General features: G+C 70.9%; 19 protein-coding genes. 12 read left to right on the top strand and 7 right to left on the bottom strand.

The annotated features are described in order from the left end of the window. Positions 1-48 precede the first annotated feature (48 nt). The gene (gene whiG, locus ACZ4TG_RS13910; protein WP_468162203.1) at positions 49-885 is read left to right on the top strand and encodes an RNA polymerase sigma factor WhiG; all 837 of its coding nucleotides are present in this window, start codon (positions 49-51) and stop codon (positions 883-885) included. 62 nt (positions 886-947) lie between these two features. After that, a complete protein-coding gene (locus ACZ4TG_RS13905) occupies positions 948-1,505 on the top strand; it encodes a TetR/AcrR family transcriptional regulator (protein WP_468162698.1) in 558 nt (185 codons plus the stop codon). Here ACZ4TG_RS13905 and ACZ4TG_RS13900 read toward each other — a convergent pair. After that, complete coding sequence (locus ACZ4TG_RS13900; protein WP_468162202.1) at positions 1,459-1,992, bottom strand: M23 family metallopeptidase; 534 nt, start codon at positions 1,990-1,992, stop codon at positions 1,459-1,461. The genes ACZ4TG_RS13905 and ACZ4TG_RS13900 overlap by 47 nt on opposite strands. Before the next feature lie 250 nt (positions 1,993-2,242). On the opposite strand from ACZ4TG_RS13900, the gene rpsB reads away from it, so the two are divergent. From rpsB to ACZ4TG_RS13855, 9 genes are all read left to right on the top strand, one after another. Continuing rightward, positions 2,243-3,157 carry a 30S ribosomal protein S2 gene (gene rpsB / locus ACZ4TG_RS13895; RefSeq protein ID WP_468162201.1) on the top strand — a complete coding sequence of 305 codons (915 nt, stop codon included), beginning with the start codon at positions 2,243-2,245 and terminating at the stop codon, positions 3,155-3,157. Between the two features lie 135 nt (positions 3,158-3,292). Further along, the gene (gene tsf, locus ACZ4TG_RS13890) at positions 3,293-4,129 is read left to right on the top strand and encodes a translation elongation factor Ts (RefSeq protein ID WP_468162200.1); all 837 of its coding nucleotides are present in this window, start codon (positions 3,293-3,295) and stop codon (positions 4,127-4,129) included. A gap of 162 nt (positions 4,130-4,291) precedes the next feature. After that, complete coding sequence (gene pyrH, locus ACZ4TG_RS13885; RefSeq protein WP_468162199.1) at positions 4,292-5,071, top strand: UMP kinase; 780 nt, start codon at positions 4,292-4,294, stop codon at positions 5,069-5,071. An 84-nt stretch (positions 5,072-5,155) separates the two neighbouring features. Continuing rightward, the gene (gene frr, locus ACZ4TG_RS13880) at positions 5,156-5,713 is read left to right on the top strand and encodes a ribosome recycling factor (RefSeq protein ID WP_468162198.1); all 558 of its coding nucleotides are present in this window, start codon (positions 5,156-5,158) and stop codon (positions 5,711-5,713) included. Further along, positions 5,713-6,786, top strand: coding sequence for a phosphatidate cytidylyltransferase (locus ACZ4TG_RS13875; RefSeq protein WP_468162197.1), 1,074 nt, complete (start codon positions 5,713-5,715; stop codon positions 6,784-6,786). The genes frr and ACZ4TG_RS13875 overlap by 1 nt, the downstream gene beginning before the upstream one ends. 161 nt (positions 6,787-6,947) lie before the next feature. Further along, positions 6,948-8,060: a dual-specificity RNA methyltransferase RlmN gene (gene rlmN / locus ACZ4TG_RS13870; protein WP_468162196.1), complete on the top strand. Its 1,113-nt coding sequence runs from the start codon at positions 6,948-6,950 to the stop codon at positions 8,058-8,060. A gap of 249 nt (positions 8,061-8,309) precedes the next feature. Beyond that, positions 8,310-9,410, top strand: a complete 1,101-nt coding sequence (locus ACZ4TG_RS13865; RefSeq protein WP_468162195.1) for a thiamine ABC transporter substrate-binding protein — start codon at positions 8,310-8,312, stop codon at positions 9,408-9,410. A 53-nt stretch (positions 9,411-9,463) separates the two neighbouring features. Further along, positions 9,464-11,080 carry an ABC transporter permease gene (locus ACZ4TG_RS13860; protein ID WP_468162696.1) on the top strand — a complete coding sequence of 539 codons (1,617 nt, stop codon included), beginning with the start codon at positions 9,464-9,466 and terminating at the stop codon, positions 11,078-11,080. Then, entirely contained in the window at positions 11,080-12,105 is a 1,026-nt protein-coding gene (locus ACZ4TG_RS13855; protein ID WP_468162194.1) for an ABC transporter ATP-binding protein, read from the top strand. Before ACZ4TG_RS13860 ends, ACZ4TG_RS13855 begins: the two co-directional genes overlap by 1 nt. A gap of 63 nt (positions 12,106-12,168) precedes the next feature. On the opposite strand, the gene ACZ4TG_RS13850 is transcribed toward ACZ4TG_RS13855, so the two are convergent. From ACZ4TG_RS13850 to ACZ4TG_RS13825, 6 genes are all read right to left on the bottom strand, one after another. Further along, on the bottom strand, positions 12,169-13,083 hold the full coding sequence (locus ACZ4TG_RS13850) for a DMT family protein (RefSeq protein ID WP_468162193.1): 915 nt from the start codon (positions 13,081-13,083) through the stop codon (positions 12,169-12,171). Between the two features lie 80 nt (positions 13,084-13,163). Then, positions 13,164-14,255, bottom strand: a complete 1,092-nt coding sequence (locus ACZ4TG_RS13845; protein ID WP_468162192.1) for an LOG family protein — start codon at positions 14,253-14,255, stop codon at positions 13,164-13,166. A 26-nt stretch (positions 14,256-14,281) separates the two neighbouring features. Further along, complete coding sequence (locus ACZ4TG_RS13840; RefSeq protein WP_468162191.1) at positions 14,282-15,364, bottom strand: hypothetical protein; 1,083 nt, start codon at positions 15,362-15,364, stop codon at positions 14,282-14,284. Further along, entirely contained in the window at positions 15,346-16,089 is a 744-nt protein-coding gene (locus ACZ4TG_RS13835; protein ID WP_468162190.1) for an ABC transporter ATP-binding protein, read from the bottom strand. The genes ACZ4TG_RS13840 and ACZ4TG_RS13835 overlap by 19 nt, the downstream gene beginning before the upstream one ends. Before the next feature lie 150 nt (positions 16,090-16,239). Beyond that, complete coding sequence (locus ACZ4TG_RS13830) at positions 16,240-17,601, bottom strand: aspartate aminotransferase family protein (RefSeq protein WP_468162189.1); 1,362 nt, start codon at positions 17,599-17,601, stop codon at positions 16,240-16,242. Positions 17,602-17,604: 3 nt separating this feature from the next. Next, the gene (locus tag ACZ4TG_RS13825) at positions 17,605-18,108 is read right to left on the bottom strand and encodes an Lrp/AsnC family transcriptional regulator (RefSeq protein ID WP_468162188.1); all 504 of its coding nucleotides are present in this window, start codon (positions 18,106-18,108) and stop codon (positions 17,605-17,607) included. 170 nt (positions 18,109-18,278) lie between these two features. On the opposite strand from ACZ4TG_RS13825, the gene ACZ4TG_RS13820 reads away from it, so the two are divergent. Then, on the top strand, positions 18,279-19,718 hold the full coding sequence (locus ACZ4TG_RS13820) for a gamma-aminobutyraldehyde dehydrogenase (RefSeq protein WP_468162187.1): 1,440 nt from the start codon (positions 18,279-18,281) through the stop codon (positions 19,716-19,718). The last annotated feature ends 89 nt before the right edge of the window (positions 19,719-19,807 follow it).

Here is a 19,807-nt window from a genome sequence, read left to right as displayed (position 1 = left end):
TCCGTCACGCTACGCTCCCAACGAATCCGGCTCCGGCAAAGGCGAAGCATGCCCCAGCACACCTCAGGGTCTGACCGCGCTGCGGTGCCCCCCGCTGCCCGCGGCAGCGTGCGGCCGACCGCGCCCTCGTCCCTGGAGGTGCTGTGGCGCTCGTACAAGGACTCGGGTGACGAACGGCTGCGGGAGCAGCTGATCCTGCACTACTCGCCCCTGGTCAAGTACGTGGCCGGCCGCGTCAGCGTCGGCCTCCCGCCCAACGTGGAGCAGGCCGACTTCGTCTCCTCCGGAGTGTTCGGCCTGATCGACGCCATCGAGAAGTTCGACATCGAACGGTCCATCAAGTTCGAGACGTACGCCATCACCCGCATCCGCGGCGCGATGATCGACGAACTGCGCGCGCTGGACTGGATCCCGCGCTCCGTCCGGCAGAAGGCGCGGGCCGTCGAGCGGGCCTACGCCACGCTGGAGGCCCAGCTGCGCCGCACCCCGACCGAACACGAGGTCGCGGGCGAGATGGGTATCGGCGTGGAGGAACTCCACACGGTCTTCAGCCAGTTGTCGCTGGCCAACGTGGTGGCCCTGGAGGAGCTGCTGCACGCCGGCGGGGAGGGCGGCGACAGGCTCTCCCTGATGGACACCCTGGAGGACCACGCCGCCGACAACCCGGTGGAGGTGGCCGAGGACCGCGAGCTGCGCCGGCTGCTGGCCCGGGCCATCAACACCCTGCCGGAGCGCGAGAAGACCGTGGTGACCCTCTACTACTACGAGGGCCTCACCCTCGCCGAGATCGGCAACGTCCTCGGCGTCACCGAGAGCCGCGTCAGCCAGATCCACACCAAGTCGGTGCTCCAGCTCCGGGCGAAGCTGGCGGATGTGGGGCGCTGACGGGGGTGGTCCTTGCGGGACCTCCGTACAGTGGTCGTGTGCCCAGGATTCGAGCGGCCTCCGTGGCCGAGCACCGGTCGATGCAGCGCGGCGCCCTGTTGGACGCCGCGCGTTCCCTGCTGTCCGAAGGCGGTACGGAGGCGCTGACCTTCCCCGCCCTGGCGGAGCGGACCGGCCTCGCCCGGTCCTCCGTCTACGAGTACTTCCGGTCGCGCGCGGCCGTCGTCGAAGAGCTGTGCGCGGTGGACTTCCCCGTCTGGGCCGCCGAGATCGAGGCGGCGATGGAGGCCGCCGAGTCCCCGGAGGCCAAGATCGAGGCGTACGTGCGGAGCCAGCTGGTCCTGGTGGGGGACCGGCGGCACCGCGCGGTGGTCGCCATCTCCGCCAGCGAGCTGGACGCCGGCGCGCGGGAGAAAATCCGCGCCGCCCACGGGGGGCTGGTCGCGATGATCGTCGAGGCGCTGGGCGCGCTGGGGCAGGCCGAGCCCCGTCTCGCGGCGATGCTGCTGCAGGGCGTGGTGGACGCCGCCGTCCGGCGGATCGAGCTGGGCGCCGCCGAGGATCCCGCCGTGATCACGGAGGCGGCGGTGGCCATGGCCCTGCGGGGCGTGCGGGGCTGAGCCCCGCGGGCGCCGCCGCGCCGGCCTGCGGCGGGGCCGGGACGGGCAGCAGCCTCGGGACCGGGCGCGGGAGCAGGGTCAACGGGTTGAGGTAGGTGTCGCCCGCCAGGAGGCCCCAGTGGAGGCAGGGGCCCGGACAGTGGGCGCCCTCGGTGAGGACCGCGACCACCTGACCCGCCACGACCTCCTCGCCCTCGGCGACCAGCGGCCGCACCGGCTCGTAGGTCGTGCGCAGGCCGCCCGGCAGGGTGAGCGAGAGGACGCCGCGCCCGGCCACCTGGCCGGCGTGGTGCACCCTTCCCGGTCCCACGGCCCGGAGCTCCGCACCCACCGGCGCGGACAGGTCCACCCCCCGGTGCCCCGCCGCGTACGGGGTCGGGGGCGGGTCCCACCAGCGCGCCACCACGAGCGGGGGCGGCAGCGGCCGCACTCCCGCGGTGGGGATCTGGGAGAGCGCCAGCAGCATCGTGAGCAGCAGTGTTGTCATACGGGCCAGCCTGGCGCGCGACCGCGGAGCGGGGAGCCGGCCTGTGGACAACCCGGGCGGTGTGGACAAGCGCGTCACCCGGCATACCGCCGGGTCCCGTACACTTCTTGTGGCGATCCGGGTCACCGGGTCGACTTCGCACGCCCCAGCACCGGCCGGTCAGGCCACGTGAAAGCGTCTCTCGGTCCCCTCCTGGGGGCAGGGCGCGGCGGGGCGTCAGGAACCAAACCGAGAAAACAAGGAGATGGCCATGGCCGTCGTAACGATGCGGGAGCTGCTGGAAAGCGGCGTCCACTTCGGTCACCAGACCCGTCGCTGGAACCCGAAGATGAAGCGCTTCATCTTCACCGAGCGCAACGGCATCTACATCATCGACCTGCTCCAGTCGCTGTCGTACATCGACCGCGCCTACGAGTTCGTGAAGGAGACCGTCGCGCACGGTGGCTCCATCATGTTCGTCGGTACCAAGAAGCAGGCCCAGGAGGCCATCGCCGAGCAGGCGACGCGCGTTGGTATGCCGTACGTCAACCAGCGGTGGCTGGGTGGCATGCTCACCAACTTCTCCACCGTCTACAAGCGCCTTCAGCGTCTGAAGGAGCTTGAGGCGATCGACTTCGAGGACGTCGCCGCCTCGGGTCTCACCAAGAAGGAGCTCCTGGTCCTCTCCCGCGAGAAGATCAAGCTGGAGAAGACCCTCGGTGGTATCCGCGAGATGTCGAAGGTTCCCAGCGCCGTCTGGATCGTCGACACCAAGAAGGAGCACATCGCCGTCGGTGAGGCGCGCAAGCTCCACATCCCGGTCGTCGCGATCCTCGACACCAACTGCGACCCCGACGAGGTCGACTACAAGATCCCGGGCAACGACGACGCGATCCGCTCCGTCACCCTGCTCACCCGCGTGATCGCCGACGCCGTCGCCGAGGGCCTCATCGCCCGCTCCGGCGCTGCGACCGGCGACTCGAAGCCGGGCGAGAAGGCCGCTGCCGAGCCGCTCGCCGAGTGGGAGCGCGACCTGCTCGAGGGCGAGAAGAAGGCCGACGACGCCGAGGCCGCTCCGGCCGAGGCCGCTGCCGAGGCCCCCGCCGCCGAGGCCGTCGAGACCCCGGCCGTCGAGACCCCGGCCGCCGAGGCCGAGGCCCCGGCCGCCGACGCCGAGCAGGCCTGACCCACTGAGAGCGCCCGGCGTTCATACGCCGGGCACTCGCAGCACGGACGATGACGGCGGGGGCGCCGCGCCACAAGCGCGGCACCTCCGCCGTTCACCCGTAGATCTACGACTTCGAGAGAGAATCACAGACTCATGGCGAACTACACCGCCGCTGACGTCAAGAAGCTCCGCGAGCTCACCGGCGCCGGCATGCTGGACTGCAAGAACGCGCTCGTGGAGGCCGACGGCGACGTCGAGAAGGCCAACGAGCTCCTTCGCGTCAAGGGCCTGAAGGGCGTCGCCAAGCGCGAGGGCCGTTCTGCCGAGAACGGCGCGGTCACCTCCCTGATCGCCGCCGACAACACCTCCGGCGTGCTGCTGGAGCTCAAGTGCGAGACCGACTTCGTCGCCAAGAGCGAGAAGTTCCTGGCCGTCGCCGACGAGCTCGCCCAGCACGTGGCCGCCACCTCCCCGGCGGACATCGCGGCGCTGCTCGCTTCCGAGATCAAGCCGGGCCAGACGGTCCAGGCCTTCGTCGACGAGGCCAACGCCAACCTCGGTGAGAAGATCGTTCTGGACCGCTTCGCGCAGTACCAGGGTGCCTTCGTCTCCGCGTACATGCACCGCACCATGCCCGACCTGCCCCCGCAGATCGGTGTTCTGGTCGAGCTGGACAAGGCCGACGCCGACCTGGCCAAGGGCATCGCCCAGCACATCGCCGCGTTCGCGCCGAAGTACCTCTCCAAGGAGGACGTCCCGGCCGAGGTCGTCGAGACCGAGCGTCGCGTCGCCGAGGAGACCACCCGCGCGGAGGGCAAGCCCGAGGCCGCCCTGCCGAAGATCGTCGAGGGTCGCATCAACGGCTTCTTCAAGGACGCCACCCTGCTCGGCCAGCCGTACGCGCTGGACAACAAGAAGTCCGTCCAGAAGGTTCTGGACGAGGCCGGTGTCACCCTGGTGCGCTTCAGCCGCATCAAGGTCGGCATCTGAGTCCGTCCGTACGCGACGGACACCGGACCCCGGTAGGGTCTGAAGCAGTCGTCCGTGCTTGCGCAGGACGACCGCAGATCTGACGAGGAGGCCATTGCCGCAGAGGGAACCGCGAGGACCCACCGGCAATGGCCTTCTTCGTATGTGCACGAGGAGATCTCCATGAATCAGGGCGTGGACCCCCACACCGCTTCCGACGACAAGAGCGACCACGAGAAGAAGGGCCGGCGCTTCATGCTGAAGCTGTCCGGTGAGGCCTTCTCCGGCGGCGGCGGGCTGGGCGTCGACCCTGACGTCGTGCACGCCATCGCCCGTGAGATCGCGGCCGTGGTCCGTGACGGCGCGGAGATCGCGATCGTCATCGGCGGCGGCAACTTCTTCCGCGGCGCCGAGCTGCAGCAGCGCGGCATGGACCGGGCCCGGTCCGACTACATGGGCATGCTCGGTACCGTCATGAACTGCCTCGCCCTCCAGGACTTCCTGGAGAAGGAAGGCATCGACAGCCGCGTCCAGACCGCCATCACCATGGGCCAGGTGGCGGAGCCGTACATCCCGCTGCGTGCCGTACGGCACCTGGAGAAGGGCCGCGTCGTCATCTTCGGCGCCGGCATGGGCATGCCCTACTTCTCCACCGACACCACGGCGGCCCAGCGCGCCCTCGAGATCGACGCCGAAGCCCTGCTCATGGGCAAGAACGGTGTCGACGGGGTCTACGACTCCGACCCGAAGGCCAACCCGGACGCGGTGAAGTTCGACGCGCTGGAGTACAGCGAGGTGCTGTCCCGGGACCTGAAGGTCGCCGACGCCACGGCCATCACGCTCTGCCGCGACAACAAGCTGCCGATCCTGGTCTTCGAGCTGCTCGCCGAGGGCAATATCGCCCGCGCCGTCAAGGGTGAGAAGATCGGCACGCTCGTGAGCGACCAGGGCACCCGGGCCTGAGCCCTCCGCCGCCGGTCCGCGCACGGTCCGGACCGGCGGCCCCGCCCGCCTGAACCATCCATATCTGACATGCAGGAGCACGTGGTGATCGAAGAAATCCTCCTCGAGGCCGAGGAGAAGATGGAGAAGGCCGTCGTCGTCGCCAAGGAAGACTTCGCCGCGATTCGCACGGGACGTGCGCACCCGGCGATGTTCAACAAGATCGTGGCGGACTACTACGGTGCCATCACGCCCATCAACCAGCTCGCCTCGTTCGCGGTGCCCGAGCCGCGCATGGCCGTCGTGACCCCGTTCGACGCGTCCGCGCTCCGCAACATCGAGCAGGCCATCCGCGACTCCGACCTGGGCGTCAACCCCAGCAACGACGGCCGCATCATCCGGGTGACGTTCCCCGAGCTGACGCAGGAGCGCCGCAAGGAGTACGTCAAGGTCGCGCGCACCAAGGCCGAGGACTCCAAGGTCTCCATCCGCGCCGTCCGCCGCAAGGCGAAGGACGCCCTCGACAAGCTCGTCAAGGACAAGGAAGCCGGCGAGGACGAGGTGCGTCGCGCCGAGAAGGAGCTGGACGACACCACCGCGAAGTACGTCGCGCAGGTGGACGAGCTGCTCAAGCACAAGGAAGCCGAGCTCCTCGAAGTCTGATGAACGACACTTCCTGGCAGCCGGAGCCGGTTCCGGCGGGTCCCGCATACGATGCGCAGGCGGGCCCGCAGACTCGGCCCATGCCCATCGTGCCCGATGCCGCCGGCCGTGACTTCGACGACCGGGAAGCACGCGATCGGGGGGCCGCCGCTGACGGCGGCCCCCTCTTCCGCGACGAGACGCCGCCGCAGGAGCCCATGCCCAGCCCCCCGCCTCCGCCTTCGCAGGCACCGCAGGACGCCTCGCCGCCGCCGAAGAAGCGCGCCGGGCGGGACCTGCGTGCCGCCATAGGGGTCGGCGTCGGCCTCGGCGCGGTGATCTTCGCCTCCCTCTTCATCGTCAAGGCGGTCTTCGTCGGCGTCATCGTCGTCGCGGTCGTCGTGGGCCTGTGGGAGCTCACCTCCCGGCTCCAGGAGAAGAAGGGCATCAAGGCCCCGCTCGTCCCGCTCGCGGTCGGCGGCGCGGCCATGGTGATCGCCGGGTACGTGCGCGGGGCCGAGGGCGCCTGGGTCGCGATGGCCCTGACGGCCCTCGCGGTCCTGGTCTGGCGGATGACCGAACCGCCCGAGGACTACCTCAAGGACGTCACGGCGGGTGTTTTCGCGGCGTTCTACGTGCCCTTCCTGGCCACGTTCGTCGCGATGCTGCTCACCGCCGACGACGGGCCGCAGCGGGTGGTGACCTTCCTGGTGCTGACCGTGGTCAGCGACACCGGGGCCTACGCGGTGGGCTGGCGCTTCGGCAAGACGAAGCTCGCGCCGCGCATCAGCCCCGGGAAGACCCGTGAGGGGCTCCTCGGCGCGGTGGCCTTCGCGATGGCGGCCGGCGCGCTGTGCATGGAGTTCCTGATCGGCGGGGGCGCCTGGTGGCAGGGCCTGGTGCTGGGCCTGGCCGTCGCGGTCAGCGCCACGCTGGGTGACCTCGGCGAGTCGATGATCAAGCGGGACCTGGGCATCAAGGACATGGGGACGCTGCTGCCGGGACACGGCGGCATCATGGACCGGCTCGACTCCCTGCTGCCGACGGCCCCCGTGGTGTGGCTGCTGCTGGCCGCTTTCGTCGGCACCGGCTGAAGGGCGCCCGCCGGGGCTGCCGGCCCGCGGGCGGTTCACCGGCGGAACCCGGCCGAGCCGGTGCGACGTACGTCCGAAGGCCTCGGGTGGGTCCAGGCGGTTACTCTTGAAAGGCGCGCTGCTTCTGCGGCGCGCCTTTCGTCTTACAAGGAGTACCTGCCATGGCCCGCCCTGTTCCGGGAGAGCTCACTTTCGTCGCCCCTCGCGGAGCGAAGAAGCCGCCCCGGCACCTCGCCGACATGACCCCGGCCGAGCGCCGCGAGGCGGTCGCCGCGATCGGTGAGAAGCCGTTCAGGGCCAAGCAGCTCTCGCAGCACTACTTCGCCCGGTACGCGCACGACCCGGCGGAGTGGACCGACATCCCCGCCGGCTCGCGCGAGAAGCTCCAGCAGGAGCTGCTGCCGGAGCTGATGAACGTCGTCCGGCACATCTCGTGCGACGACGACACCACCCGCAAGACCCTGTGGAAGCTGCACGACGGCACGCTCGTCGAGTCCGTGCTGATGCGCTACCCCGACCGGGTCACCATGTGCATCTCCTCGCAGGCGGGCTGCGGGATGAACTGTCCGTTCTGCGCCACCGGCCAGGCGGGGCTGGACCGCAACCTGTCCACCGCCGAGATCGTGCACCAGATCGTGGACGGCATGCGCGCGCTGCGCGACGGCGAGGTCCCCGGCGGCCCGGCCCGGCTCTCCAACATCGTCTTCATGGGCATGGGCGAGCCGCTGGCCAACTACAACCGCGTCGTCGGTGCCATCCGCCGGCTGACCGACCCGGAGCCCGACGGCCTCGGCCTGTCCCAGCGCGGTATCACCGTCTCCACCGTCGGCCTGGTTCCGGCGATGCTGCGGTTCGCCGACGAGGGCTTCAAGTGCCGTCTCGCCGTCTCGCTGCACGCGCCGGACGACGAGCTGCGCGACACCCTGGTGCCGGTGAACACCCGCTGGAACGTCCGCGAGGTGCTCGGCGCGGCCTGGGAGTACGCGGAGAAGTCCGGCCGCCGGATCTCCATCGAGTACGCCCTGATCCGCGACATCAACGACCAGGCCTGGCGTGGTGACCTGCTCGGCAAGCTCCTCAAGGGCAAGCGTGTGCACGTCAACCTGATCCCGCTGAACCCGACCCCGGGCTCGAAGTGGACCGCCTCGCGGCCCGAGGACGAGAAGGCCTTCGTCGAGGCGATCGCCCGCCACGGCGTCCCGGTGACCGTACGGGACACCCGGGGCCAGGAGATCGACGGCGCGTGCGGCCAGCTGGCCGCCTCGGAGCGCTGAATCCGGTCCCAGCCGATCACATTCGGCCACGGGGTACCCTGTGGCCGAACCAAATTTCATATTCCGACAGGGGAGCGCCACAGCGCTGAGAGTGCGGTCCGTCACCGCAGACCCTCTGAACCTCGCCCCGGTCATTCGGGGTAGGAAGTTCGGTCACCACTCAAGCTGTTGCGCCCTGCCCGGCGGCCGCTCGCAATGAGCGCCGGGCAGGGCCGCGTCTTCTCCTGGTCATCCCAGGAGGAATCACCAGTGAGCACCACCAAGAAGTACGCGGGCATCGCGCTCGCGGCCGCCCTCGGCGTCACGACACTGAGCGCCTGCGGCGGCGGCGACGCGAAGGACAAGGCCGCGGGCGCCAGTGACGCCCCGAAGTCCAAGACCGTCACCCTCGTCTCCCACGACTCCTTCAACGTGACCGAGGCGGTCCTCAAGGAGTTCGAGCAGCAGAGCGGCTACACGGTCAAGGTGCTGAAGTCCGGGGACGCGGGCGCCGCCCTCAACCAGGAGATCCTCACCAAGGGCTCCCCGCGCGGCGACGTCTTCTTCGGCGTGGACAACACGCTCCTGTCGCGCGCCCTCGACAACGGCATCTTCACCCCGTACGAGGCCAAGGGCCTGGCCGGGGTGAAGCCCGAGTTCGTGCTGGACAAGGAGCACCGGGTCACCCCCGTCGACTCCGGTGACATCTGCGTCAACTACGACAAGCAGTACTTCGCCGACAAGAAGATCGCCCCGCCGCAGACGCTGGACGACCTGGTCAAGCCGGAGTACAAGAACCTCCTGGTCACCGAGAACGCCGCGACCTCCTCGCCCGGCCTCGGCTTCCTCCTCGCCTCCGTCGGCAAGTACGGGGAGGACGGCTGGAAGGACTACTGGAGCAAGCTCAAGGCCAACGGCGTCGAGGTCGTCGACGGCTGGGAGCAGGCCTACAACGAGCGCTTCTCCGGCTCCGCGGGCGGCAAGAAGGCCAAGGGCGACCGCCCGCTGGTCGTCTCCTACGCCTCCAGCCCGCCGGTCGAGGTCCTGTACGGCGAGCCCCAGCCGGCCGAGGCCCCCACGGGCGTCGCCACCGGTACCTGCTTCCGCCAGATCGAGTTCGCGGGCCTGCTGAAGGGCGCCAAGAACGAGGAGGGCGGCAAGGCACTCGTCGACTTCCTGATCAGCAAGAAGTTCCAGGAGGACATGCCGCTCCAGATGTTCGTGAACCCCGTCGTCAAGGACGCGGCGCTGCCCGAGGTGTTCACGAAGCACGGTGTGGTGGTCGAGAAGCCCGAGAACGTCGCGCCGGAGACCATCGCCAAGAACCGTGAGCAGTGGGTCAAGGCATGGTCCTCGCTCGTCGTGAAGTAGCACGCGACACCCCGGGGGAGGGCGTGCGGGCCATGGTCGTCAGGCTGGGCCTGATGGCCGTCCCGCTCGCCTTCTTCGGGCTGTTCTTCGCCTATCCCGTCGCCGCGATCGTCGGGCGCGGGCTCAAGACCGACGCCGGCTGGCAGTTCGGCCGGATCGGCGAGGTGCTGGCCCGGCCCGACATCGCCGGCGTGCTGTGGTTCACGACGTGGCAGGCGCTCGCGTCCACGGCGCTCACGCTGCTGATCGCGCTCCCCGGCGCGTACGTCTTCGCGCGCTTCGAGTTCCCCGGCAAGCAGCTGCTGCGGGCGGTGGTCACGGTCCCGTTCGTGCTGCCGACCGTGGTGGTCGGCACCGCCTTCCTGGCACTCGTCGGGCGGAACGGACTGCTGGACGAGCTGTGGGGCGTCCGCCTCGACACCACCGTGTGGGCGATCCTGCTGGCGCACGTCTTCTTCAACTACGCCGTCGTCGTACGGACGGTCGGCGGGCTCTGGGCACAGCTCGACCCGCGGCAGGAGGAGGCGGCCCGGGTGCTGGGCGCCGGGCGGTTCGCGGCCTGGCGGCGGGTGACGCTGCCCGCGCTCGGGCCGGCGGTGGCCGCCGCCTCGCTGATGGTGTTCCTGTTCACGTTCACCTCCTTCGGCGTCGTGCAGATCCTGGGCGGGCCCTCGTACTCCACCCTGGAGGTGGAGGTCTACCGGCAGACCGCGCAGCTCCTCGACCTGCCGACGGCCGCGGTGCTGACCATGGTGCAGTTCGCCGCCGTCGGGCTGATCCTGGCCGTGCACGCCCGGACCGTGCGCAGGCGGGAGACCGCGCTGCGGCTCGTGGACCCCGCGCGGACCGCGCACCGGCCGCGCGGCTGGGCGCAGCGCGGCCTGCTGGGCGGGGTGCTGCTGACCGTGGCGCTGCTGATCGTGCTGCCGCTGGGCGTGCTGGTGGAACGGTCCTTCGACGCGCCCGGCGGGTACGGCTTCGACTTCTACCGGGCCCTGCAGGACGCCGGCTCGGGCGGCGGAACGTTCCTGGTGCCGCCGCTGGAGGCCATCTGGAACTCCCTGCAGTACGCGCTGGCGGCCACTGCCATCGCCCTGTTCATCGGGGGGCTCGCCGCCGCCGCGCTGACCCGGCGCGGGGGGCACTTCGTACGGGGCTTCGACGCGCTGCTGATGCTGCCGCTGGGGGTGTCCGCCGTGACGGTGGGCTTCGGGTTCCTGATCACCCTGGACGAGCCGCCGCTGGACCTGCGGACCTCGTGGATCCTGGTGCCGCTGGCGCAGGCGCTGGTCGGCGTGCCGTTCGTCGTACGGACCATGCTGCCGGTGCTGCGCGCGGTCGACGGCCGGCTGCGGGAGGCGGCCGCCGTCCTCGGGGCGTCCCCGCTGCGGGCCTGGCGCGAGGTGGACCTGCCGCTGGTGCGGCGGGCGCTGCTGATCGCGGCCGGTTTCGCCTTCGCCGTCTCGCTCGGGGAGTTCGGCGCGACCGTCTTCATCGCGCGGCCGGACCGTCCCACGCTGCCGGTCGCCGTGGCGCGGCTGCTGGGGCGGGCCGGTGAGCTGAACTACGGGCAGGCGATGGCCCTGAGCACGATTTTGATGCTGGTGTGCGCGGTGTCCCTGCTGGTGCTGGAGCGGCTGCGACCCGACAAGACCTCGGGAGAGTTCTGATGACGCTGCTCCGTCTGGACGGGGTGTCGGTCCGCTTCGGCGAGCGGGCCGTCGTGGACGCCGTGGACCTGGCGGTCGCCGAGCACGAGATCGTGTGCGTGCTCGGGCCGAGCGGGAGCGGGAAGTCCACGCTGCTGCGGGTCGTCGCCGGGCTCCAGCCGGTCTCGGCCGGGCGGGTGCTGCTGGGCGGCGCGGACCAGGCCGGGGTGCCGGTGCACCGCCGGGGGGTGGGCCTGATGTTCCAGGACCACCAGCTCTTCCCGCACCGGGACGTCGGCGGCAACGTCGCCTTCGGGCTGCGGATGCGCGGCTCTTCGCGGGAGTCGTACGAGGGCCAGGTCGCGGAGCTGCTGGAGCTGGTCGGGCTCCCCGGGGCCCAGGGCAGGGCGGTGGCCTCGCTGTCCGGCGGTGAGCAGCAGCGGGTGGCCCTGGCCCGGGCGCTGGCGCCCTCGCCCCGGCTGCTGATGCTGGACGAGCCGCTGGGGCAGCTGGACCGGGGGCTGCGCGAGCGGCTGGTGGTCGAGCTCCAGGGGCTGTTCTCCCGGCTGGGCACCACCGTGCTGGCCGTCACCCACGACCAGGGCGAGGCCTTCGCGCTGGCCGACCGGGTCGTGGTGATGCGGGACGGGCGGATCGCGCAGGCCGGGACCCCGCTGGAGGTCTGGCAGCGGCCGGCCTCGGAGTTCGTGGCCCGCTTCCTCGGCTTCGAGAACGTGGTCCGGGCGAGCGTTTCGGGCGGCGCCGCGGCGACCCCCTGGGGCAAGGTGCCGGTTCCGCCCGGCTCGCCGGAGGGGGAGCGGCAGCTGCTGGTCCGGCCCGCCGGGGTGGTGCTGGTGGCCGAGGGGCTGCGCTGCGTCGTGGAGGCCCGGACCTTCCGGGGCACGCACGTGGCGCTGCTGCTGCGGCCGGAGTCGGGGCCGGTGCTGGAGGCCGAGTGCGGGCTGACGGGGGCGCCGGCCGTGGGGGACCGGATCGCGGTGTCGTTCACCCCGTCCGAGGTGGTCGTCCTGCCGGACGGGGCGTAGCCGCCGGCCGCGCCCGGGACGCGGGCGCGGCCCGACGGCGTCAGCGGGCGCGGCCTGGCGGCCTCAGTGGGCGTTGCCCGCCGGGACCGGCTCCGGGGTTTGCGACGGGGCCTCGGCCGCGTCGTGGTTGCCGTACCAGGCCACCGCCACGGCGCCCGCGACGGCCAGGACGAAGCCGAGGACCGCCAGCCAGGCCAGGCCCGGGCGGGAGGCGTCGCCCAGCCACAGGACGCCGATCGCGCCCGGCAGCACCGTCTCGCCCACCACCAGCGCGGCCGTGGCCCCGTTCACGGAGCCGATCTGCAGGGCCACCGTGTGCAGGTACATGCCGCCGAAGCCCGCCACCAGGATCGCGTAGAGGGCCGGGTCGGACAGCAGGTCCGGGAGGGAGAGCGGGTCGACCCCGTTCAGGATCCGGACCCCGACGCCCAGGGCGCCGAAGGCCAGGCCCGACAGCAGGCCCGCCAGGATCGCGGCCCGCGCGCCGAGGAACCGTACGGCCACCGTGCCGCCCACGATGATCAGCAGGGTGACCCCGAGCAGCCACCAGTGGGTGGCCATGGGCGCGTGGTGGCCCCCCTCGTGTCCCGCGGCCGTCGCCAGCAGCACCAGCGCGGCGCAGACGACCCCGATGGACGTCCATTCCTTGCGCGTCAGGCGGATGCCCAGCATCTTCACGCTGAGCACGGCGGTGATCACCAGGTTGGCGCTGATCACCGTCTGGGAGAGGAACAGCGGAAGGAGCCGGGCCGCGAGCGCGCCCAGGCCGAAGCCCACGAAGTCCAGGATCGTGCCGACGATGAACTCCCAGGTCATCGCCGCCTTCGCGGTCGAGGACAGGTTCGGTCCGCCGTGGGCGGTCACCCCGGCCGCGGCCGGGGTCGTGCGGGCCGCCCGGCGCGAGCCGACGGCTTGCAGGACTGATCCCGTGCCGTAGCAGATGGACGCCGCGATGGCGGTCAGCAGGCCTATGAGCACAGAGGGCTCCGTTCACGTCTGGCAGGTTTTGCGGTACCTCTTCCAGACGTCTGAATCGGCCGGGAAGTTGCCTCGCCGGTTCAGCGCATTGCGGCGAGTGCCGCCGGGACCTCTTCCACCGAGTCGACCAGGGCGATCCGGGACTCCATCGCACGGCCGCGCGCCAGTGCCTGGAGCAGCGGCCAGGCCGGCAGGTGCTCGGTCCAGTGGGCGCGGTCGACCAGGACCATCGGGGTCGGCTCGCCGCGCGACCCGTAGTAGTTCGGCGTTGCGTTGTCGAAGATCTCCTGCGCCGTGCCCGCCGCACCCGGCAGGAACACCACGCCCGCGTTGCACCGGGCCAGCAGCCCGTCCTCGCGGGTGGCGTTCGCGAAGTACTTGGCGATGTGCCCGGCGAAGGGGTTCGGCGGCTCGTGCCCGTAGAACCAGGTCGGGATCCCCACCGAGTCGCCGCCCGCGGGCCAGCGCTCGCGCACGGTGAAGGCCGCCCGCGCCCAGTCGGAGACCGAGGGGGTGAAGGAGGGGGCCTTGGCCAGCAGCTCCAGCGCCTCGGCGAGGGCCTCGTCGGGAGCCGGGGCCAGGTAGGCGCCGAGGTTGGCCGCCTCCATCGCGCCCGGGCCGCCGCCGGTGGCCACGGTCAGCCCGGACCGGGCCAGGGTCCGGCCCAGCTCCGCCGCGCCGCCGTAGGCCGCGCCGCCGCGGACCATCGCGTGGCCGCCCATCACCCCGACCACCCGGGCACCGGCGAGGTGCTCGTCGAGGGCGTCGGAGACGGCGTCGTCGTGGATGGAGCGCAGCATCGAGGCGTAGATGTCGCCGTCGGCCTTGGTCTCCTGGAACCAGGCGTACGCCTGGGCGTCAGGGGTGCTCTCGTAGCCCTCGAGCAGGCCGGTGAACAGCTCCTCGGCCGTGTACAGCAGCCCCCGGTACGGGTTGAACGGCAGGTCCGGCACCGGCGGGAAGACCAGGGCGCCGTCCGCGCGGACCTTCATCGAGGCGTCGGGCTCCATCGCGCAGCCCAGGAACACGGCGGCGGAGGTGTCGGCGGACAGCAGCGCGAAGGTCCGCTCCAGCAGGTTGACCGACTGGATCCGGTAGCCGCTGAGGGAACCCCGGGCGGCGACCTGGTCGAATTCGGCGAGCGTCTCGATCTCGATGTCTGCGTTGACCATTCGGCCCACACTAAGGGCTGCTCGCGTCAGCGGGTCAATGCCAGCGACGTCAGTTGTGCCACACCCCAGCTGAGCGGGACGCACACGGCCACCAGCGCGCAGGCCCGCAAAGTGGCCGCCGTACGCAGCACCGCCCCCGGAGTTCCAAGGCCGGCCAGGGTCTCCCGGGAGGCGGAGCGGGCCTGCCGGGACTCCACCGCGGATGTGAGCAGAGTCGCAGCCGCGCACCCCGCCACGAGGGCGGCGGCCGGAGCGGTCAGCGGGCCGAGCGGAGGGGGGAAGCCGCCCTGTTCGCGCAGGGCCACGGCGGTGAGCGCGGCGGCCCCGACGGCGCACAGCACGCCGAGGGGACGGCCCAGCCGGGGCGCCTCCTCCTGGAGGGCCCGCCCGGCCAGCAGTCGCAGGGCGCCCGGGCGGACGGCCTGCACCAGCGTCCCGCAGGCGAAGGCCAGCCCCGGCCCGGCGAGGGCGAGCCCCACGGCGATCACGGCCCAGCCGGCCGGCACCGCGGCGCCGTCCCGCCCGGCGTAGGCCTCGACGGCCAGCCCGGAGGCGGCGAGGGCGACGCCCCAGGGCACTCCGGTCTGCGGGGACAGCCCGGAGTGCGGCGGTCGGGGGCGCAGGGCGAGGGCGGTCGCCGCCGAGGCGGACAGGGGGACCAGGGCCAGCAGGGTGAGGGCGGCCGCCACCGGCAGCGGCTGTTCGGCGTGCAGCAGCTCGGCGCCGGCTCCGTCGAAGGGCAGCCCGGTGAGGTCGCCCCGCAGGTGCAGGAAGGCGGCCAGGGCGAGGGCGCTGCCGAGGGTGCAGGAGACGGCGGTGGAGATCGCCGCGACCAGGGTGAGCCGTACGGGCCCCAGACCGGCCGCGTCCATCCCCTCGCGGGGCCGGGTCGCCGGGTCGGTCTTCGCCACGGCGACGGCGAACTGGACGGCGGCGGCGAGCGGGACCAGCGCCCACAGCAGCTGCGGGAACGATCCGGCGGGCCGGGCCATGGCCCCCGCGAGGACGTACAGCAGCAGGAAACCGGCTCCGGCGGAGGCGACGGCGACCAGCAGCCGGCGGAGCTGGACCAGCGGCCGGGAGCCGCGGACTAGGCGGAGAGCGAGCACGCGTCCTGGTCCTCCGTGGTGAGGGGCGACGCGGGGCCCGCGGGGGCCGGACGGCCGTCGAGCAGCGCGATCCGGCGGTCGGCGACGGCCGCGGTCTCCTCGTCGTGGGTGGCAAGGAGCACGGTGATCTCGTGCGAGCGGGCCGCCGTGGTCAGGGTGCGCAGCAGCAGCGCGCGCTCGGTGCGGTGCAGCGGGGCCGTCGGCTCGTCGGCGAAGATCACCGCGGGTTCGTTGACCAGCGCCCGGGCCAGGGCGACGCGCTGGGACTCGGCGCGGCTCAGGGCTCCGGGGCGCTTGCGGGCGAAGGCGCCGATGTCGAGGCGGTCCAGCCATTCGCAGGCGGCGTGCCGGGCGGCGCGGTGCGGGACGCCGGAGATCAGCAGCGGCAGGGCGGCGTTCTCCCACACCTTGAGCTCGGGCAGCAGCTGCGGCTCGGGGCCGATCCAGCCGAAGCGGTCGCGGCGCAGCCGTTCGCGGGCCAGCGCGCCCAGGGTGTGCACGGGGACGCCGTTGAAGCAGACCTCGCCCTGTTCCGGCACCAGCTGTCCGGCCATGCAGCGCAGGAGGGTGGTCTTGCCGCTGCCGCGCGGGCCCGTCAGTGCCAGGATCTCGCCCTGGCGGACGCCGGCGGAGACGCCGATGAGGCCGGGTGAACCGCTGTGGGAGTAGTGCAGGGACCGTGCCCAGAGCACATCATTGTCTGCCGGAGCCACCATGGCGTACACCTCCGTCCGGGGGAACGAAGCGGAGCCCGTTCGGTCACTGGCGCCGCAATGAGATGTAAAGAGATGAACGTCCCGGACGGTGACAGCACACGGCCCGGACCCCCGCGTTCTCACTCGAACGGGTGATCCGGGCCGTGTGGTTCGGACTATTTACAGCTTGGTCCACGCCTCGGTGAGCACCGAGCGCAGGATGCCTTCGATCTCGTCGAAGGTGCCCTGGTCCGCGGTCAGCGGCGGGGCCAGCTGGATGACCGGGTCGCCACGGTCGTCGGCGCGGCAGTACAGGCCGTTCTCGAAGAGCGCCTTGGAGAGGAAGCCGTAGAGCACGCGCTCGGTCTCCTCGTCCGTGAAGGACTCCTTGGTGACCTTGTCCTTGACGAGCTCGATGCCGTAGAAGTAGCCGTTGCCGCGGACGTCGCCGACGATCGGCAGGTCGTGCAGCTTCTGCAGCGTCTTGAGGAAGGCGCCCTCGTTGTCCAGCACGTGCTGGTTGAGGCCTTCCTTGTCGAAGATGTCGAGGTTCGCCAGCGCGACCGCCGAGGAGACCGGGTGGCCGCCGAAGGTGTAGCCGTGCAGGAAGGTGTTGTCACCCTTGTAGAACGGCTCCGCGAGGCGGTCCGAGATGATGCAGGCACCGATCGGGGAGTAGCCCGAGGTCATGCCCTTGGCGCAGGTGATCATGTCCGGCACGTAGTCGAACTTGTCACAGGCGAACATCGTGCCGAGGCGGCCGAAGGCGCAGATCGTCTCGTCGGAGACGAGCAGCACGTCGTACTCGTCGCAGATCTCGCGGACCCGCTGGAAGTACCCGGGCGGCGGCGGGAAGCAGCCGCCGGCGTTCTGCACCGGCTCCAGGAAGACGGCGGCGACGGTGTCGGCGCCCTCGAACAGGATCTCCTGCTCGATCTGGTCGGCGCACCAGCGGCCGAAGGCCTCGGGGTCGTCGCCGTAGATCGGGGCGCGGTAGATGTTGGTGTTCGGCACCTTGTGCGCGCCGGGGACCAGCGGCTCGAAGGGGGCCTTCAGGGCCGGCAGGCCGGTGATGGACAGGGCGCCCTGCGGGGTGCCGTGGTAGGCCACCGCGCGGGAGATGACCTTGTACTTGGTGTGCTTGCCCTGGAGCTTGAAGTACTGCTTGGCGAGCTTCCAGGCGGTCTCGACGGCCTCGCCGCCACCGGTGGTGAAGAAGACCTTGTTCAGGTCGCCGGGGGCGTAGTGGGCGAGGCGCTCGGCGAGCTCGACGGCCTTGGGGTGCGCGTACGACCAGATGGGGAAGAACGCGAGTTCCTGCGCCTGCTTGTAGGCGACCTCGGCCAGTTCCTTGCGGCCGTGACCGGCGTTGACCACGAACAGTCCGGCGAGACCGTCCAGGTAGCGCTTGCCCTTGTCGTCGAAGATGTAGGTGCCCTCACCCCGCACGATGGTGGGGACGGGGGAGTTCTCGTACGACGACATGCGGGTGAAGTGCATCCACAGGTGGTCGTACGCGGTCTTGGAGAGGTCCTGGCTCACGGGCTATCGAGTTCCCCACATGTAGGTCTGCTTCTTCAGCTTCAGGTAAACGAAGCTTTCGGTTGATCGCACGCCGGGGAGCGCGCGGATCTTCTTGTTGATCGTCTCCAGCAGGTGGTCGTCGTCCTCGCAGACGATCTCCACCATCAGGTCGAACGAGCCCGCGGTCATGACCACGTACTCGCACTCGGCCATTGAGGTCAGTGCGTCGGCCACCGGGTCGAGGTCTCCCTCGACGTTGATGCCGACCATGGCCTGGCGCCGAAGACCCACGGTGAGCGGGTCGGTGACGGCGACGATCTGCATGACGCCCTGGTCGAGCAGCTTCTGTACGCGCTGGCGCACTGCTGCCTCGGACAGGCCGACGGCCTTGCCGATAGCTGCGTAGGGACGGCGTCCGTCCTCCTGCAGTTGCTCGATGATCGCCAGGGACACAGCATCGACCGAAGGGGACGGTTGTCTGTTCCTGGAATCTGCGCTTCGACTGGCCACGTCCTCACTGTGCACGAGGAGTCGTCTGTTCCGCAAGCCGTAACCGATGTATTTCGTTGTCCAGCGTCTCCGATTGCACGGATTTCGTAGTTGGTGGTGTCCGGCTCTGTCGAAAGCGTCGTCGGAGGCGTTAGGCTTGGGGAATCGTCTCAATCGTTGGACATGTGATCAGGAGAGTGGCTGTAGTGACCACCGAACTGCGTCGTCTGCGCAACTACATCGGCGGGGAGTTCAAGGACGCCGCCGACGGGCGGACCACCGAGGTGGTCAACCCCGCCACCGGCGAGGCGTACGCCACCGCACCCCTGTCCGGCCAGGCCGACGTGGACGCGGCCATGGCCGCCGCCGCGGCCGCCTTCCCGGGGTGGCGGGACACGACCCCCGCGGAGCGCCAGAAGGCCCTGCTGAAGATCGCGGACGCCTTCGAGGCGCGCGCGGACGAGCTCGTCGCCGCCGAGTCGGAGAACACCGGCAAGCCGCTGGGCCTCACGGCCAGCGAGGAGCTGCCGCCGATGGTGGACCAGATCCGCTTCTTCGCGGGTGCCGCCCGTCTGCTCGAAGGCCGCTCGGCCGGCGAGTACATGGAGGGGATGACCTCGATCATCCGCCGCGAGCCGGTCGGCGTCTGCGCCCAGGTCGCGCCGTGGAACTACCCGATGATGATGGCCGTGTGGAAGTTCGCCCCGGCCATCGCCGCGGGCAACACCGTGGTGCTCAAGCCCTCGGACACCACCCCGGCCTCCACCGTGCTGATGGCCGAGATCATCGACTCGGTCCTGCCCAAGGGCGTCTTCAACGTCATCTGCGGTGACCGCGAGACCGGCAAGGCCATGGTCGAGCACTCCACCCCGGCGATGGCCTCCATCACCGGCTCGGTGCGCGCCGGCATGCAGGTCGCCGAGAGCGCCTCCAAGGACGTCAAGCGCGTTCACCTGGAGCTGGGCGGCAAGGCCCCGGTCGTGGTCTTCCAGGACGCCGACATCGCCAAGGCCGTCGAGGACATCGCGGTCGCGGGCTACTTCAACGCCGGCCAGGACTGCACCGCCGCCACCCGCGTGCTGGTGCACGAGTCGATCCACGACGAGTTCGTGTCCGCGCTCGCCAAGGCCGCCTCGGACACCAAGACCGGCCAGCCGGACGACGAGGACGTGCTGTACGGCCCGCTGAACAACCCGAACCAGCTCAAGCAGGTCGCGGGCTTCATCGACCGCCTCCCGGCCCACGCCAAGGTCGAGGCGGGCGGCCACCAGGTCGGCGAGAAGGGCTACTTCTACGCGCCGACCGTGGTCTCCGGCCTGAAGCAGGACGACGAGATCATCCAGAACGAGGTCTTCGGCCCCGTCATCACCGTGCAGTCCTTCACGGACGAGGCCCAGGCCCTGGAGTACGCGAACGGCGTCGAGTTCGCCCTCGCCTCCTCCGTGTGGACCAAGGACCACGGCCGCGCGATGCGCATGTCCAAGAACCTCGACTTCGGCTGCGTGTGGATCAACACCCACATCCCGCTCGTCGCCGAGATGCCCCACGGCGGCTTCAAGAAGTCCGGCTACGGCAAGGACCTCTCCGCCTACGGCTTCGAGGACTACACCCGCATCAAGCACGTGATGACCTCGCTCGACGGCTGACCCGTCGCCGCGGCGGCCGCACTGATCAGCGCAGAGCGCTGAAGGGGTGGGCAGTAGACACGTTGTCTATTGCCCGCCCCTTCGCGTTG

This window comes from Streptomyces sp. NPDC028314 (assembly GCF_055565795.1).
This window is presented reverse-complemented; position numbering and strand designations above follow the sequence as displayed.

Excerpts from the sequence above, each read along its gene's own strand:
- whiG (WP_468162203.1), top strand. The coding sequence starts at position 49 with ATGCCCCAGCACACCTCAGGGTCTGACCGCGCTGCGGTGCCCCCCGCT.
- ACZ4TG_RS13900 (WP_468162202.1), bottom strand. The coding sequence starts at position 1,992 with ATGACAACACTGCTGCTCACGATGCTGCTGGCGCTCTCCCAGATCCCC.
- rpsB (WP_468162201.1), top strand. The coding sequence starts at position 2,243 with ATGGCCGTCGTAACGATGCGGGAGCTGCTGGAAAGCGGCGTCCACTTC.
- tsf (WP_468162200.1), top strand. The coding sequence starts at position 3,293 with ATGGCGAACTACACCGCCGCTGACGTCAAGAAGCTCCGCGAGCTCACC.
- pyrH (WP_468162199.1), top strand. The coding sequence starts at position 4,292 with ATGAATCAGGGCGTGGACCCCCACACCGCTTCCGACGACAAGAGCGAC.
- ACZ4TG_RS13875 (WP_468162197.1), top strand. The coding sequence starts at position 5,713 with ATGAACGACACTTCCTGGCAGCCGGAGCCGGTTCCGGCGGGTCCCGCA.
- rlmN (WP_468162196.1), top strand. The coding sequence starts at position 6,948 with ATGGCCCGCCCTGTTCCGGGAGAGCTCACTTTCGTCGCCCCTCGCGGA.
- ACZ4TG_RS13860 (WP_468162696.1), top strand. The coding sequence starts at position 9,464 with ATGGCCGTCCCGCTCGCCTTCTTCGGGCTGTTCTTCGCCTATCCCGTC.
- ACZ4TG_RS13855 (WP_468162194.1), top strand. The coding sequence starts at position 11,080 with ATGACGCTGCTCCGTCTGGACGGGGTGTCGGTCCGCTTCGGCGAGCGG.
- ACZ4TG_RS13845 (WP_468162192.1), bottom strand. The coding sequence starts at position 14,255 with ATGGTCAACGCAGACATCGAGATCGAGACGCTCGCCGAATTCGACCAG.